This window comes from Duganella callida (genome assembly GCF_004614165.1).
Classification (GTDB): Bacteria; Pseudomonadota; Gammaproteobacteria; order Burkholderiales; family Burkholderiaceae_D; genus Rugamonas; species Rugamonas callida.
On the sequence record NZ_SPVG01000109.1, the window covers coordinates 1 to 16719 of the forward strand.

The 16719-nt window shown below is 65.5% G+C and carries 9 protein-coding genes; 5 read left to right on the top strand and 4 right to left on the bottom strand.

The window, feature by feature from the left end; translation table 11 throughout:
* Positions 1 to 369 (bottom strand): DUF2946 family protein (locus tag E4L98_RS31275; protein WP_135201680.1); only part of this gene is annotated, 369 nt, incomplete at its 3' end.
* A gap of 71 nt (positions 370 to 440) precedes the next feature.
* Positions 441 to 2468 (bottom strand): methyl-accepting chemotaxis protein, encoded by a 2028-nt coding sequence (locus E4L98_RS11385; protein WP_371857212.1) that lies wholly within the window; start codon positions 2466 to 2468, stop codon positions 441 to 443.
* A 406-nt stretch (positions 2469 to 2874) separates the two neighbouring features.
* On the opposite strand from E4L98_RS11385, the gene E4L98_RS11390 reads away from it, so the two are divergent.
* From E4L98_RS11390 to E4L98_RS11400, 3 genes are all read left to right on the top strand, one after another.
* Entirely contained in the window at positions 2875 to 5130 is a 2256-nt protein-coding gene (locus E4L98_RS11390; protein WP_135201682.1) for a carboxy terminal-processing peptidase, read from the top strand.
* 247 nt (positions 5131 to 5377) lie between these two features.
* Complete coding sequence (locus tag E4L98_RS11395) at positions 5378 to 5746, top strand: hypothetical protein (RefSeq protein WP_135201683.1); 369 nt, start codon at positions 5378 to 5380, stop codon at positions 5744 to 5746.
* 205 nt (positions 5747 to 5951) lie between these two features.
* The gene (locus E4L98_RS11400) at positions 5952 to 8075 is read left to right on the top strand and encodes an SMP-30/gluconolactonase/LRE family protein (RefSeq protein ID WP_229257359.1); all 2124 of its coding nucleotides are present in this window, start codon (positions 5952 to 5954) and stop codon (positions 8073 to 8075) included.
* A 15-nt stretch (positions 8076 to 8090) separates the two neighbouring features.
* Here the strand turns inward: E4L98_RS11400 and E4L98_RS11405 are convergent, their stop codons facing one another.
* Entirely contained in the window at positions 8091 to 8339 is a 249-nt protein-coding gene (locus E4L98_RS11405) for an NHLP-related RiPP peptide (RefSeq protein WP_135201684.1), read from the bottom strand.
* 116 nt (positions 8340 to 8455) lie between these two features.
* Between E4L98_RS11405 and E4L98_RS11410 the strand changes: the two genes are divergently transcribed.
* Positions 8456 to 9622 (top strand): putative peptide maturation dehydrogenase, encoded by a 1167-nt coding sequence (locus tag E4L98_RS11410; RefSeq protein WP_135201685.1) that lies wholly within the window; start codon positions 8456 to 8458, stop codon positions 9620 to 9622.
* Here E4L98_RS11410 and E4L98_RS11415 read toward each other — a convergent pair.
* Positions 9592 to 14661 carry a response regulator gene (locus E4L98_RS11415; protein ID WP_135201686.1) on the bottom strand — a complete coding sequence of 1690 codons (5070 nt, stop codon included), beginning with the start codon at positions 14659 to 14661 and terminating at the stop codon, positions 9592 to 9594. The genes E4L98_RS11410 and E4L98_RS11415 overlap by 31 nt on opposite strands.
* Positions 14662 to 14853: 192 nt before the next feature.
* Here E4L98_RS11415 and E4L98_RS11420 point away from each other — a divergent pair, with 192 nt between their 5' ends.
* Positions 14854 to 16662 (top strand): glycoside hydrolase family 16 protein, encoded by a 1809-nt coding sequence (locus E4L98_RS11420; RefSeq protein WP_135201687.1) that lies wholly within the window; start codon positions 14854 to 14856, stop codon positions 16660 to 16662.
* Positions 16663 to 16719 lie beyond the last annotated feature (57 nt).

Consider the following 16719-nt stretch of genomic DNA (forward strand, 5'->3'; position numbering starts at 1 on the left):
GGGCCGCCGCCTGCAGTTGCTGTCGGCCGCGTCGTCCAGCCTGGGGCCCGGCGGCAACGACGCGCAGAAGCCCATCGGCAGCATCTGGCTGCTGCTGATCGCGGTTGGCCCGGTGCCGGCGGACGGCGCCGCGCCGCCGCTGTGGACGGCGCACATGGCGCAATGTTTGAGGGCGTGCTGCGCCAGGTCGGCTGGTGCGCGCCGGTTCTCGCTGCTGGTGGCCGACGAGATGCTGCAGATTTCCAGTGCCAGCGGATCGCCGGCCAGCGCGGTGACCGCCTGGCTGATTGCCGGGGCGCACAGGTTCAGCAGGATCGCCACGGTGACGATCAGGCCGTGCAGGCGCCGGTACTGGAGAAGTTTTTGCATTCGGCAATTATAAAGAAAAAAAGCCGCCACCGTTTTAAACGGGGCGGCTTGCTGGCTGCGAGCGCCGTCGCTTATCGGAGCGCCAGGCGCTGCGGCAAGGTGTCGCGCAAGGCCGGCTGGCCGTCAGCCGCGCCCAATTTGAAGATACGAACCACGTCCTCCAGGGCGTGCGCCTGATCCTGCAGCGCCGCGGCGGCGGCGGCGGCTTCCTCGACCAGCGCCGCATTCTGCTGCGTCACCTGGTCCATCTGCGTGATGGCGGCATGGACCTGGCCGATGCCCGCGCGCTGCTCCTCGCTGGCGTGGCTGATTTCGGCCATGATATCGGTCACGCGGCGCACGCTTTCCACCACTTCCTGCATGGTGGCGCCGGCCTCTTCCACCTGCTTGCTGCCGGTATCGACCTTGGCCACGGAGTCGTCGATCAGCGCCTTGATCTCCTTGGCGGCCGTGGCCGAGCGCTGCGCCAGGTTGCGCACCTCGGACGCCACCACGGCGAAGCCACGTCCCTGTTCGCCGGCGCGCGCCGCTTCCACCGCCGCATTGAGCGCCAGGATGTTGGTCTGGAAGGCGATGCCGTCGATCACCGAAATGATGTCGGCAATCTTGCGCGATGACTCGGTGATCGAGCCCATGGTTTCGACCACCTGCGCCACCACCTGGCCGCCCTTGGCGGCGATGCCGGAAGCGGCCACCGCCATCTGGTTGGCCTGGGCCGCATTTTCGGCGTTCTGGTTGACCGCGCCGCTCAGCTGTTCCATCGACGCGGCCGTCTCTTCCAGGCTGGACGCCTGTTCCTCGGTGCGCTGCGACAGGTCCAGGTTGCCCTGGGCGATTTCGCTCGACGCGGTGGTGATCTGCTCGGCGCCGCCGCGCACCTGGCCGACCACGCCGGACAGGTTGCCGCTGATGTTGTTCAGCGAACGCAGCACCTGGCCGATTTCATCCTCGTTGTCGATTTGCAGATGGACGTCCAGGTCGCCGGAGGCAATGCGCTCGGCCGCCTCTTCGGCGCGTGCCAGCGGACGCGACACCAGGGCGCGTACCAGCAGGAACAGCGCCAGCGCGAACACCGCCAGCGCCACCAGGCCCAGCACGGCGTAGCGGTTGCGCAGCTGCGCCGCCTCGCGCGTGATCTCTTCGGTATACGTGCCGCCGACGATCAGCCAGTTCCACGGCTTGAAGGTGTGGAATTCCACCATTTTTTCGCGCGGCGCGGCGCCTTCCTGTTCCACCCAGTCGTAGGTCATGCCGCCTTCCTTGGCGTCCAGCATTTCCCTGACGAAGCTGCGGCCATCGCTGCTCTTGATGTCGGCCAGATTGTCGCCTTCCCGGGTCGGGTGCACCAGCGCATTGCCCAGCGTCTTGCCGGGCGCGGCGTTGAGCACGTAGATATAGCCGGTTTCGCCGATGCGGATCGCCTTGATTTTCTGCTTGAGCATCTCCATGTTTTTGGAGATATCGAGGCCGATGAACAGCACGCCGATGACCTTGCCGCCATGGTCGCGGATCGGATCGTACTGGGTGATGAACTGTTTGCCGAACAATGTGGCCAGGCCGATGTAGCTGGTGCCGTTGCGCAGCAGCGGATAGCTGGGATGGGCATGGTCGAGCTGGGTGCCGACCGCGCGCTCGCCGTTTTCCTTCTTCAGCGACGTGCTGACGCGCACGAATTCCTCGCCGCTGGCGGCAAAGATGGTGGCGATCACGCCGGTGTCGCTGGTGAATTTGTCGGGGATGCTGAAATCGAGGTTCAGCGTCTTGCCGGCATTTTTCAGCGTCGGCGTCGGCTTGCCGCCGATGTCGATGGTGCTGGCGCTGTCGAGCGTGAACTCGCCATGTTCGAATTCGGACGCGAACAGGCGCGCGAAGCTGGACGCTTCATTCATCATCGCCGTGTTGAACACTTCCACCGTGTTGCTGATGCCGGCCAGATTGTAGGCGACGTTCAGCTTGGCCCGTTCTTTCAGCATGGCCGAGGTGCTCATGTTGATGAGCGTGAGCATGACGCCAAGAATGACGCAAATCAGGGCGAACGTAAAAACGGTAATTTTTGTACCGACACCCCAATTACGAGGATTCATCGTTATTGTTTTCATTAAGCTCTTCAGAGAAAAGGTGCTGCTGGTTCGAGGTGGCTCGGGCGAGCATGCTCCTGGGACGAGGGAGCGTAACATCTGGCGCGGTGAGGCTTAGCCCGGTGGGCCAATGGCTGTGGCGCCATTTTGAACTAAGTAACGGATTGTAGCAGATTTTTGCTACGAAGCAATCATTCTCTGGCGAGTCCCCAAAAATTTTCGGTTATAGAACAATGACTTAAGTAAATATTTGTAAATAAATAAGTGTTTCTACTTAGTAAATAAAACAAGTGCTTGAGTATTTCAGCCCCGTTTAAGCTTAGACAGGGAAACTCTGAAATACCAGCCCCGTGTTGCGTCAGCTATCCTGTAGAATGGGGCGACGCCCAAGGGCGCACATATTCACAACGTTTTTCGGAGTTAGCCGATGAAGAAAAAAATGCTGTTGGTGGCCATGATCGCGGCCCTGTCAGTGCAGGCCGGCGCGGCCGTGCCGGACAAGGCGGCGGACACGCCTCTCAAGCCGCAGGCGGGTCAGACCCAGGCTGCGCTGTGGGCTTCCCGCGTGCTGACCAAACTGCATTACAAGGCCACGCCGCTGGACGATGCCATGTCGGAGAAGATCTTCGACCGTTATTTCAAATCGCTGGACTCGGAGAAGATGTTCTTCACCCAGGCCGACATCGACCAGTACGCCATCGTGCGCACCCGCCTCGATGATGCCATCACCGGCGAAAATCTGAGTGTTCCGTTCGCCATCTTCAATCTGTACCAGCAGCGCTTCAACGAGCGCATCGCCTATGCGCGCGAGTTGGTTAACAAAGGCAAGTTCGACTTCACCTCCGACGAAACCTACCAGTACGACCGCGAGAAGGCCGAGTGGGCCAAGAGCGACGCCGAGATCAAGGATCTGTGGCGCAAGCGCGTCAAGAACGAATGGCTGCGCCTGAAGCTGGCCGGCCGCGACGACAAGGCCATCCGCGAAACGCTGGACAAGCGTTATGAGGGCTATCTGAGCCCGTCGCGCAAGCTGACCAATGAAGACGTGTTCCAGATCTTCATGAATGCGTATGCGATGTCGATCGAGCCGCACACCAACTACCTGGGTCCGCGCGCGGCGGATGCGTTCGACATCGCCATGCGCCTGTCGCTGGAAGGCATCGGCTGCGTACTGCAGTCGCGCGACGATTACACCGTCGTGCGCGAGGTGGTGACCGGCAGCCCGGCCGGCCTGTCCGGCAAGATCAAGGTCGGCGACAAGATCGTCGGCGTGGCCAAGGATGAGAAAACGCCGATGACCGAAGTGCTGGGCTGGCGCCTGGACGACGTGGTGGCGCTGATCCGCGGTCCGAAGGATTCGACCGTCAAGCTGGAAATCATCCCGGCCGACGCCGGTCCGGACGGCAAGCACCAGTTCGTGACGCTGGTGCGCCAGAAGATCAGTATGGAAGAGCAGTCGGCCAAGAAAACCATTTATGAAGTCAAGGATGGCAATACCAAGCGCCGCGTCGGCGTGATCGCGCTGCCGACCTTCTACATGGACTTCGAGGCGCGCCGCAAGGGCGACAAGGACTTCAAGAGCGCGACCCGCGACGTGGCCCGCCTGCTGGCCGAGCTGAAGAAGGAAAAAGTCGACAATGTGCTGATCGACCTGCGCAACAACGGCGGCGGCTCGCTGACCGAGGCGGTGGAGCTGACTGGCTTGTTCATCGACAAGGGGCCGGTGGTGATGCAGCGTAGCAGCGACAACAAGGTCGAGGTGGAAAGCGACACCAATCCGGGCATGGCCTGGGACGGTCCGCTCGGCGTGCTGATCAACCGCGGTTCGGCCTCGGCGTCGGAGATTTTCGCGGCGGCGATCCAGGATTACGGCCGCGGCATCATCATCGGCGAGCCGAGCTTCGGCAAGGGCACGGTGCAGACCCTGTTCGGCCTGGACCGCTTCGCCCAGAACGACAAGGTGCATTATGGCGAGCTGAAGTTCACCATCGCGCAGTTCTTCCGCATCAACGGCGGCACCACCCAGCTGCGCGGCGTGACGCCGGACATCAAGATGCCGACCATGGCCGATTCCGACACCTTCGGCGAATCGAGCTACGACAATGCCTTGCCGTGGACCCAGATCAAGCCGGCCGTCTACATCCCGACTGGCGACATGAAGGACATCGTGCCGCTGCTGGACAAGAAGCATGAGGCGCGCATCGCCAAGGACAAGGACTTCCAGTACCTGGCCGAGGATATCGCGCTGGTGAAAAAGCAGCGCAAGGAAAACTCGATCTCGCTCAACGAAGTGGCGCGCCGCAAGGAGCGCGAGCAGCAGGAGAGCCGCGCCAAGCTGCGCGAAGCGCGTCTGCTGTCGCCGACGCCGGGCGCCGACGATCCTATCCTGGTGCCGGACCCGAAGGATGCGCTCAATAAGGCAGTCTCGGCCAAACCAGCCAGCGGCAAGCCGGCGCCGACGCCGAAGGTGGCGGGCGTGAAGGGGGCGTTGCGCAGCGACGACGGTCTGCAGGGCGCCGAGCGTTCGCTGGCCGCCGAGCTGGAAGCCGAAAAGCAGGCCAAGGCGGCCAAGGATGTGCTGCTGAACGAAGCCATCCACATCATGGCCGATGAAGTCAGCGTGCTGAAAACCGACACCCGTATGGCGTCGCGCGTGCTGCCCTACGCTGCCGACGGCAAGTAATACGGCATGTTACAACGAGCCGGGCTCCGCGAGGAGCCCGGTTTTTTTTGCGTCATCGATTTTATGAATCTCTGCTATTGCAAAGATAAATTGGCTTTATATGGCGCGACGCAGCATACTTCACCTGTCTCCTCTATTCTCCTCCAAGGAAATAGACTTCAGCCCGCTCCCTGAGCGGGCTTTTTTTTGTCTGGCAATTTCCATATCCCCGACATAGCATTGGTGCTCGCGCAAGTTGGAATCCAAGATGAAAAAAATCTCCGCATTACACTGGTTGGCCATCATTTTTACCGTTTCCGGGGCAATCGAACTGCTTAGTTGGGTCATGGGAGGTGCGCCCGGGCGGGCAATGGTGCGGATGCTGTTGCTGATTGCGTTGTATGCCTCGCTGCTGAAGGGCTCGCGCGCCGCGCGTATTGCCTTGGGCTTGCTGTATTTCGTTGGTGGCATGAGCAGTTTTATTGCCGCGTTGGATGCTTCGTCGCCACCGTTGGGTCGCGTAGTGCTGGGGCTCTGCGGCATGTTTTTCGTGGCCGCCGCCGGCTTTTTCCTGCGCTCCGGCGTCCTGCGCGCGCTCGCCATCAAGCAGCCGGCAGCCCGCAGCGACGTAATTTGATTGCCAGTTATATGTCTGCCGAATCTCTGCTATTGCGAAGATAAATTGGATTTATATGTCGCGACGCAGCATCATTGCACCTGTCTCCTCTATTCTCCTCTACGGAAATAGAATTCGGCCCGCTCCCAGAGCGGGCTTTTTTTTCGCCTGAAATCGCCCCAGATCGGTTAAGCTTGCTAAAAGTCAACTTTTGGGTTTCGCGCAAGTGTCTCCAACTGAATTCAAAGTCATCTTCGCCGGGCTGATGCTGGGTGGCGCCATCGCCGGCGCCGGCGTCGCTTATGTGATGACGCACGCGGCGCACGATAGCGGCAGCGCTGTGGCAACGCCGTCGGCTGCCAGGGGGACGGCCGCCAAATGGTCGGCGCGCGTCAGCACCATCGCCGGCGACGGTCTGCCCGGCGCCGCCAACGGCCGCCGCGCGCGCTTCGCCGACCCGTTCGGCGTGGTGATGGACAAGGACGGCAACCTGTACGTCGCCGACGGCGGCGACAACAACAGCATCCGCAAAATAGATCTCAACAACGCCGTCACCACACTGGCCGGCGGCACCGAAGGCTACGCGGAAGGAGCCGGCAACACGGCCGCGTTCAATACGCCGTCCGGCCTGGCGATCGACGCGCAGGGCAATCTGTATGTCGCCGACACCGGCAACAACGCCATCCGCAAGATCCGGCCGGACGGCACCGTCTCGACGCTGGCCGGCGACGGTCTGGCGGGCGACAAGGATGGCATGGGCGCCGCCGCCCAGTTCAACGGCCCGGTCGGCGTGGCGGTCGATGCCCAGGGCGTGGTCTACGTGGCCGACACCTACAACGACCGCATCCGCCGCATCGCGCCCGACGGCACCGTGACCACCGTCGCTGGCGGCAAGCACAGCGGCATGAACGACGGCGACGGCGCCGCGGCCCTGTTCGATACGCCCACTGGTCTGGCGATCGGCGCCGCCGGCGAGCTGTACATCGCCGACACCGCCAACCACGCGATCCGCAAACTGGGCAAGGACGGCAAGGTCAGCACCATCGCCAGGGCCGAGGAGGGGGACAAGGGCTCATTGCTGCGCTCGCCGGTGGCGATCGTGCTGACTCCCGATGGCTACCTCTACCTTGCCAGCAGTGCTCATGGCCGCGTGGCGCAGATCACGCCCGCCGGCGCGGTGGCGGCGCTGCAGGACATCGATCACCCGGCGCAGCCGAACGGCGCCGACGGCAGCGTGCGCCTGTATTCGCCGCGCGGCCTGGCGCTGGACAAGGATGGCTCGCTGTTCGTCACCGACGGCGCCACGTTTCGCCTGCAGCACATCGCGCCGATCTCGCCCAAGGCCGAACCGCAGCCGGACGAAGCGCAACCCGGCCTGCCGTCGCACGGCGCCACCATGCTGTGGCCGGTCAAGCCGCAGAACAAGGCGCACGAGGTGGTCGGCCTGATGGGCGAGGTGCGCGGCAATTTCGACGGCGAGAGCCGCGACCATTTCCATTCCGGTCTGGACGTGCAATCCGCCATCGGCACGCCGGTGCTGGCGGTCACCGCGGGCAAGGTCAGCGATCCGCGCGCCAGCTGGGGTTATGGCGAATTGTCGGAAGGGCTGGCGTTCGACGGCCTGCAGTACATCCACATGCGCGTCGGCCGCGACGCCAGCGACAAGGCGCTCGGCGATCCGCGTTTCCTGGTGACGAATCGGGAGGTGCGGGTCAAGCGCGGCACGCGTTTCCTCGCCGGCGAGACGCTGGGCACCGTCAACCGCATGGCGCATGTGCATCTCGATTACAAGCCGAACGGCGACGCGATCAATCCGCTGGCGCTGCCTTTCATCGATCTGGAAGATACCATTGCGCCGGTCATCAACAGCATCAGCATCGTCGATGCCGGCGGCAAGGCGCTGACGGAAAAACAGGACGGCCGCCTGCTGATCCGTCGCAGTCTGGGCGAGGTGCAGATCGTGGTCGACGCCTATGACCAGATCAACGGCGACCAGAAGCGCCGCAAGCTGGGCATCTACCGGCTCGGTTATCAGCTGCTGAACCAGGATGGCGAAAGCATCCCCGGCGTCAGCGATGCCGTCGTCACGCAGCAGTACGACCGGCTGCCGCGTTATCGGGATGCGGTGAAGGTGGTATATGCCGCCAGCAGCGGCATCACCGTGCATGGCGCGGCCGAGACGCGCTTCGCCTACGCCATCAACAACCGCCTGCGCAACGGCAGGCTGACGCCCGGCGGCTGGAAGGTGGGCGAGCTGGGGCCGGGCAATTACATCCTGCGCATTTCAGCGGAGGATTACGCCGGCAACGCCGCCAACCGCAACCGCGAGCTGGCGGTCACGATCGACTAGCGCGGAACAGGGCAATCAGGCGGTGCCGGACAGCAGGAACGGCACCATGGTCTTGGTGCTTTCCAGCTTGCTCAGGTATTCCATCTGCTCCGCGCAGATCGCCGCCGGGGTGGGCAGGCTGCGTTCGGCGGGAATCTGCTCCGGGCTCAGGACCACGCCCATGTCGGCCAGCGCGGCAACGGGATCGTTCAGCAGCCGCGCGCGGAATGCGTCGTCATTAGCCAGCTTGCCGAGGATGAAATTGATGTCTTGAGAGGTTTGCATGATAGTCGTAACTCCTTATGTGAAAGGGAGACAGGGCCGGATTGTGGCGTGGCCGAAAACCATGCTACGATAAACTTGCCAATCCGCCAAGCGAATTTACTTCTTCGGAAATAGCCATGAAAATACGCCGTTGTGCCGTGTTGTACGTCGAATCCCGCGAAGATCTGGCTATCGATTGGCAAGCGATCCTGAGCGGCCGCAATGCGTTGGCCGGTGCCACGCGTTGGGTGGCGCTGGCGCCGCATCTGGACCGGGAACTCGATGTCGGCGCGGACGATCTGCCGGCGCTCGGCGGCATCAGCCAGAGTGTGTGGCGCGCGCGCGCGGAGCTCGAACGGCGCTACGGCGCCGACAGCATCGAGCGCCTGCTGGAACAGGGCTTGCTGATCGCCGACACGCCGGAATACGCCAGCGCGCGCGAACGCGACGACACGCTGCGCGCCATCCACTGGCGGCCGCTTTCCGCACTGGCGCACACCTTCGGGCGCTGGCGCGAAGTCAGCGCTGTGGTGACCACCGAGGGCGAAAGCTTCCAGGAGATGCTGAACAGCTTCGGCGAACCGCCGCCGCCCACGCTCGAACTGAATGAAGAGGGCGCGCTCAAGCTGCCCGCCGCCGTCCGCGGCCCGCTCGACGAAACCTTGTTCCTGCGCTACACCGGCCGCAATTACGACACCGCTGCATCGCTGCCGCTGGCGGTGGCGGCGCGCCTGTTGCAGCGGACCTTCGGCGCCCAGGAGCTGCGGCAGATTGGTCCGCATGCCTCGGTGCTGAAGAAAACCAGTCCGTCCGGCGGCGCGCTGCATCCGGTCGAGGCCTTCGTGCTGGCGCAGCGCGTGGATGGGGTGGAGCCGGGGCTGTACCACTACCATCCGATCGCGCATGAACTGCGTCCGGTGCGCACCATGCCGCAAGACGAGGCGGCCGCGCTGGCGGCCAGCATGCTGGGCGATCAGGCATGGCTGGCCGGTGCGGCGATGCAGGTGATCCTGGTGGGCCGAACCGAGCGCAGCTTCTGGAAATACCGCAATCACCAGAAAGCCTATCGCGCGCTGGCGCTGGACGCCGGCCATCTGTCGCAGACGTTTTATCTGCTGGCGGCGGAAGCGGGGCTGCCGGCCTTCATCACCGCCGCCATCAACGATGCCGATATCGAGCAGCAACTGGGACTCGATCATCTCAAGCATGCGGTGATCGCCATGTGCGGCTGCGGCAAGGCGGCGGCCGGGACGCGGCACATGGTGGAGCTGCGCTACGGCGAAACCGACGCCGGACCGGCCTGAGTCAGCGCGGCGCGGCCGGGCGCGCGCACGCCATCGAGCACCATCTCCAGCGCGGCGCCGAAATCGGCCAGCGCGTCGTCGAGCTGGGCGCGGCCTGGTGACAGCAGTCGCTGTTCCAGCTCGCCGGCGGCGCGGTGCAGTTCCGGCATCGACAGATTGCCTGCCGCGCCGCGCACCTTGTGGGCGAGCAGCGCCGCCTGCTCGTAGCTGCCTTCGGCGATGGCGGCCAGCAGTCCGGCCGGACAGGATTCGAAATCGGCGGCAAAGCGCTCCAGCAGCTTGACCAGCAGCGCACGGTTGCCACCCAGCCGCTCCAGCACCGCCGCCATGTCGACTCCGGGCATCGGGGAGGCGGCATCCTCCGTCGCACCCGCCACCGTAGCTGCCGCACTGGCTGTAATAGCCGCTCCAGCCGTGCCATCCGCCGCAGCCGCCACGCCGGCGTCGGTCGCACCCGCCGTCACAGGCCCACCGTCCGCCGCACAGGCTCCACCGGCCGTGCCAGCTTCGGCAGCCGCGATACCGGACGCGGCTCCGGCCGCGGCGCCGCCACGTCCCGGTTCGATGCGGATCCAGCTGGCCAGCACCGCGAACAGGCGCTCGGGATCGATCGGCTTGGTAACGTAGTCGTTCATGCCCATCGCCAGGCTGCTTTCGCGGAAGCCCGGCGCCGCGTGCGCCGTCATCGCCACCACCGGCAGGCGCGCGTGCCGCACTTGGGCGCGCATGCGCGCCGTGGTTTCGTAGCCGTCCATGCCCGGCATCTGGATATCCATCAGCACCGCGTCGTAGCGTGTGGTGTCGATCAGCCGCAGCGCTTCCGCGCCGCTGCCGGCCAGCGACACCCGCACGTTGGCACGCAGCAGCACTTCATGCGCCACCTGCTGGTTGATCACATTGTCGTCGACCACCAGCACGTGCGCGCCGGACAGGATTTGCGCCGCCGCCGATGGCGTGGCCGGCGCCGCGGCCGCCGGCGAGGCGTTGGTGGCGAAGCCCAGCGCCGCCAGCACCGTGTCGCGCAGATGCAGCGCATGTACCGGCTTGGCCAGCGTGGTGTGGATGCCGGCCAGCGCCGCCGCCTGCGCCACCGGATCGCGCGCTAATTCGGTCGTCATCAGCACCACCGGCAGCCGCCCGTGCAGGCCATCGTCATGCAGGCGGCGCGCGGTGTCGACGCCGCTCATGTCCGGCATGTCGCTGTCCATCAGCACCAGGTCGGCGCGGTGGTCGCGCAGCCATGCCAGTGCTTCCATGCCGCCGGCCACCGCGTGGACCGCATAGCCCGCGCTGGTCAACTGCTGCTCCAGCATGACGCGCGACGGCGCGCTGTCGTCCACCACCAGGATGACGCGGCCGCGCGCCGCTTCCGGCAGCGGCGGCAGTCCGTGGTCCGGTCCCGGCTGGCGCTGCATGACCAGGTCGAAGTGGAAGCTGCTGCCGGCGCCGGGCGTGCTGTCGATGGTGATCATGCCGCCCATGGCCTGCACCAGCTGCTGCGAGATCGCCAGTCCCAGGCCAGTGCCGCCGTACAGCCGCGTGGTGCTGCTGTCGGCCTGCGAGAAGGCGCGGAACAAACGCGCCTGCTGTTCGGCGCTGATGCCGACGCCGGTGTCGTCGACCGCGAAGCGCAGCCTGGCCTGCTGTTCGCCGGCCGGCGCCAGCGGCTCCACGCGCAGGCAGATGTGGCCGTGCGCGGTGAACTTGAGCGCGTTGCCGACCAGGTTGACCAGCACCTGGCTCAGACGCAGCGGGTCCCCCACCAGCTGCAGCGGCACGCCGGGCGCCGCGTACACGATCAGCTCCAGCCCTTTTTCCGCCGCCCGCCAGGAAAACAGGTCGGCGATCTGGTTCAGCGTTTCGCACAGCACGAACGGCACCGCCTCCAGTTCCAGCTTGCCCGACTCGATCTTGGCGAAGTCCAGCACGTCGTCGATGATGCTCAGCAGGTTCTTGCCGGCGCGGCCGATCTTGGTGAAGTAGTCGCGCGGCTTGGCCGGCAGGTCGAGGTGCGTGCCCAGGCCGGCGAAACCGAGAATCGCGTTCATCGGGGTGCGGATCTCGTGGCTGATATTGGCCAGGAACTCGCTCTTGGCGCGGGTCGAGGCTTCGGCATCGGCGCGGGCGCGCTGCATGGCCGCGATCACGCCGGCCTTCTGGAACGCCGAGACGAACGGCTCCTTGAGCGCCTTGAACATGTCCAGATCCTTGCGCGCGAACGGCGTGCTTTGCTTGAACACCAGGTAGCCCTGCACCTGCTGATCGACGCTGATGCGCACCGCCAGCATGGTGCTCTGCTTGAGGAACATGTCGGGCGCGATTACGGTCGCGCCATCGACGAACTGCGCCTGCGCCGCCGCCGGCGACACGCCGGCGCGCGACGAGGGCAGGGCGTCGTGGCCCCAGCTGGCGCGGATCGCCAGCTGCCCGTCCGGCGACTCGCGGATCAGCGCATAGGCCACGCCCACTTCGCCGATGGCGCTCGATTCGCGCAGGATGGTGCGCAGCAGGGCGTCGAAATCCAGCTCGTCGTTGATCGACTTGACGATGGCGTGCACGCGTTCGAGGTGCAGCGTGCGCGAATACACCTGCTGCTGCAGGTTGCGCACGCGCCAGCGATACATGCCCCAGCCGCTGGCCAGCACCGCCAGCACCGCGCCCATGCGCGCCCACCAGGTCTGGTACCAGGCCGGCAGGAAATGCAGGTCCATGCTCAGTTCATGCGGGCTCCAGACACCGTCGCGGTTGCTGCCGCGCATATGCAGGCGATAGACGCCGGGCGGCACGTTGGCGTAGGTGGCGACGCGGTGGCTGGCGTCGGCCTCCTGCCACTCCTTGTCGTAACCATCCAGGCGGAAGGCGTAGCGGTTGCGCTGGCTGGCGGAAAAGTCCAGCGCGGCCGTCTCCACCTCGACCTTGCGCGTGCCGGCCGGGATCGCCAGCGCGCCGGCGCCGGGCGCCAGCAGCGGCGCCGGCTCGATGGCCTTGCCGTCCAGGTGGATGGCGCTGACCACCAGCGGCGGCTGGTAGCGCCACGGCGTCGGCAGCTCGGGATGCACCACCACATAGCCACCCGAGGTGCCGAATACCAGGTCCGCTTGCGCCGTCACGCCGACCGCGCCCGTGACATACGGCTGGAACACCAGCCCGGCCGCGCGGTCCAGTACATGAATCCGAAAACTGGCCGGATCGATGGCGGCGATGCCGTCCGAGGTCGAGGCCCACATGCGGCCGCGCCGGTCCCGCTGCAGCGCGGCGACGTTATTGCTGGGCATGCCGTTGCGGATGTCGAGCTTGCGCGCGTGGCGTCCGCCGCCGCTGTCGTGTTCGTCGATCACGGTGATGCCGTCGCTGTTGGAGGCCACCCACAGCCGGCCCTGACCGTCGCTGGCGATGTCGCTGATCAGGCTGTGCGGCAGCCCCGTGCTGTCGCCCGGCAGCAGCTGCACCACCTGGCCGGTGGCGGTGTTCAGCCGGTTCAAGCCGTTGCGCGTGCCTATCCACAACACGCCGTCGGCGCCGGCGCGCATGGCGGTAACGCGGTCGTCGCTCAGGCCGCCCGCGGCGGCCGGACCGGGGCCGTACAGACGACCGCTGCCGGTGCGCGTGTCATAGCGCAGCAGGCCGCCGGGTACGCCCAGCCACAGCACCTCGCGCTGGCGCACCAGGTTGCCGATGCGCGGATACGGATCCGCCAGCGGCAGCGCCACGCGGCGCACGCGCGTGCCCTTGCCGCTGGTATGGTACAGGCCGAGCGAGGTGGCGATCCAGGCTTCCTGCGGCTCGGCCTCGGTCAACGCCAGGATCAGGCGGTTGGGCAGGGCGGTCTCGGGCCTGGCGGGATCGGGCCGCAGGCCGGCGCTGCGGCTGCCGTCGGGCGCCACCAGGTCGATGCCCTGGTCGCCCAGCGCGGTCCACAGCCGGCCGCCGCTGTCGGTCATGAAGGCAAAGGCGGAAATTTCCGGCAGGCCGACGCCGTCGAGGATGGTTTCGACCGTGCGGTTGCCCGGATTGTGGACGTTGACGCCGCGCTCGTTGGCCACCCACACCAGGCCGCTGCGGTCGCGCAACACGGCAGCCACGCGGTCATTGGCCAGGCTGATCGGAATCGCCGGCCGGTGCAGGATGCGGCGGCCGTGGCCGTTGAGGTCGAACTCGACGATGCCACCGCCGTAGGTGGCGGCCCACCAGGTGCCGGGCGCGGTCTCGGTAATCGACAGCACCATGGCGCTGTCGGCGTCGGGCACCTGGTCGAAGCTGAGCAGGCGCGCGCTGTCGCCGGCGCGCGCGGTGCCGATGCCGCTTTTCAGCGTGCCGAACAACACCTCGCCGGGGCTGCTTTCGGCCAGCGACAGCACGGCGTCGCCGGGGCCGTTGGCGAAGCCCAGGTCTTCGACCCTGCCGCTGGCGGCCGCGCGGCGCGCCAGGCCGCCGTTGGAGCCGATCCACAGATCGCCGGCGTGGTCGACCAGCAGCGCGCGGATCTGGCTGTTGCCGGCGCGGCCCTGGACCGGCGTGTGGTGGCTGACAGCGTTGCCGCGCGTGGTGTCGATGTAATCGAGGCCGGCCGCGGTGCCGACCCAGATGCCGCCGCGCGCGTCGCTGGCCAGGGCCGTGACCACCGGGCTGCTCAGGCCCTGCGCGCCGGCGCCGATGCGGACGAATTGGCCGCGGCCCTTGTCGTACATGGCGACGCCGCCGGTGGAACTGCCGATCCACAGCCGGCCTTTGGCGTCCACGTGCATGGCCTGGATGAAGTCGCCGGGCAGCGAATGCGGGTCGCTGGCGTTGAAGAAGAAGTTGCGCATGCGGTAGCCGTCCCAGCGGCCAAGGCCGGACTGGGTGCCGAACCAGATGTAGCCGTCGCCGTCCTGGGCAATACACATGGTGACCGGGCTGGGGAAGCCGCGCTCGGCGGCCCCCAGGTATTCGAACATGGTCGGCGCCAGCTTTTGCCAGGCCGGCAGGGCCGCCATGACCGGTGCGCCAGCCGTCAAGGCCAGCGTGAAAGCGGCCGGAATGATGAAAGGAACGCGCACTGGTAACCGCTCAACCCTATAAATGTTGCTTGCCCAAGCATACGGTGTTGTTGGTCGATTGTCTATTTGTTCTGCCCAAGTCTGTGGGTTGACGGATACCGTTGACAGCAAAAGTTAATCGGAATATATTTTGTTCCAGTAGTTGGAATCGTTTCCAATTTTGCAGAGTCGTGAAAACATAAGGGAGACATGATGAAAAAACAGAAATTCGTTTTGTCCGCTATCGCCGCCGGCCTGACGCTGGCCTATGCCGTGCCGGCCGCGGCCAGCGTCACCAGCCCGGTGATCGGCAAGCTGCTGTGGTCGGAAGAGTTCAACGGCAGCGCGCTCGACCCCAGCCTGTGGACCGCCTACGACGGCAACGGTTGCCAGATCAACCTGTGCGGTTACGGCAACCAGGAGCTGGAGTACTACAGCCCCAACAACCTGTCCATCGTCAGCGTGCCGTTCGAGCCGCGCACGCGCGCGCTGGCGATCCAGGCGCGCAGCCAGACCGTGGGCAGCAACGTCTTCACCTCGGGCAAAATCGATTCCTTCAACAAGGTGCAGGTGCAGTACGGCATGATCGAAATCCGCATGGCCGCGCCGACGCTGGGCACCGGCCTGTGGCCGGCCGCCTGGATGCTGGGCACCAGCCCGCAGGCCTGGCCGCGCAAGGGCGAGATCGACATCATGGAAGCCGGCCACCGCGCCAGCAGCCGCGCCGCGGCCGGCAATCCGGCGCCCGGCATCGACAGCTTCGTCGGCTCCAACGTGATCACCTGGCAGCAAGCGGCCTGCGTGCCGGGTAATGAAAGCTGCGCCGCCTCGACCGCGTGGCAGACCAAGAACTGGTACATCCCGCGCGTGCCGCTGGCCAACCGCTTTGTCACCTACCGCCTGTACTGGACCGACACGCAGATGCGCTTCACCGTGATCGATGGCGGCCTTGAATACAACCTGTACGACAATCCGCTGCCGGTCAACTCGACGGCGCTGCAGGCGCCGTTCTACCTGCTGTTCAACCTGGCGGTGGGCGGCAACTTTACCGACGCCGCCACGCCGGCCCAGGTGACGGCGCCGCTGCCGGGCACCATGTATGTCGACTACGTGCGCGTGTACCAGCTGGACGGCAAGGGCGAGGTCAAGCTCGGTAACCAGACCCAGCCTGAAGTGGGCAAGTTCGGCGTGTTCACCGACACCACCCCGGTCAACGCCAAGCTCGAGGCGGGTGTCAGCTCCGACATCTGGGTGTGGAACAACGATTCGACTTCGGGCGGCACGATTCCGCCGTACGAGGGCGCCAACGCCATGTCGTGGAGCTTCAACAAGCCGGGTTCGTGGTTCGGCGGCAGCGTGCAGTCGCGGCAGGCGCGCGACATGAGCAACTTCCGCAACGGCAGCATGAAGGTGAAGATCAAGATCCCGGCCAATGTTGCGTTCACGATCGGCATCAACGACACCTACACCAACCAGAACTCGGTGAAATTCCCGGCCAACGCCACCACCTACGGTCTGGTGCGCAATGGCGAATGGGGCACGGCCACCATCCCGATCGCCGACCTGGCGGGACCGAAGATCGCGTTGCAATCGGTGCTGGACATGTTCGAGATCGCCAGCGACGGCGCCGCCTTGCCGCAATCGGCCTTCCAGTTCGCGATCGACGACATCATCTGGGACAGCGGCGTGCCGACGCCTACCCCGACGCCGACTCCGACCCCCACCCCGACTCCGACGCCGGTGCCGACGCCCACGCCAACGCCCACGCCGAGCGCCCCGGCGGTCCAGACCAGCGCCACCATGCTGAAATTCTCGCTGGCTTCATCGAGCTGGGCGGATGTGCACTACACCGTCAACAATGGCGGCCAGCTGAACGTACGCATGACCCAGGCCAACGGCGTCAACAGCTACACCGCCAGCGGTCTGAAAGCGGGCGACGTGGTGCGCTACAACTTCACCTACTGGGACACCGCCAACAACTACGCGGTCGACACCGCCCAGCAAAGCTTCACCATGCAGTAAAAATCCGGGGTCAGTTCTGCCAATCGCACACGAGCCCAGCCGTAGCGTTCGCTACGG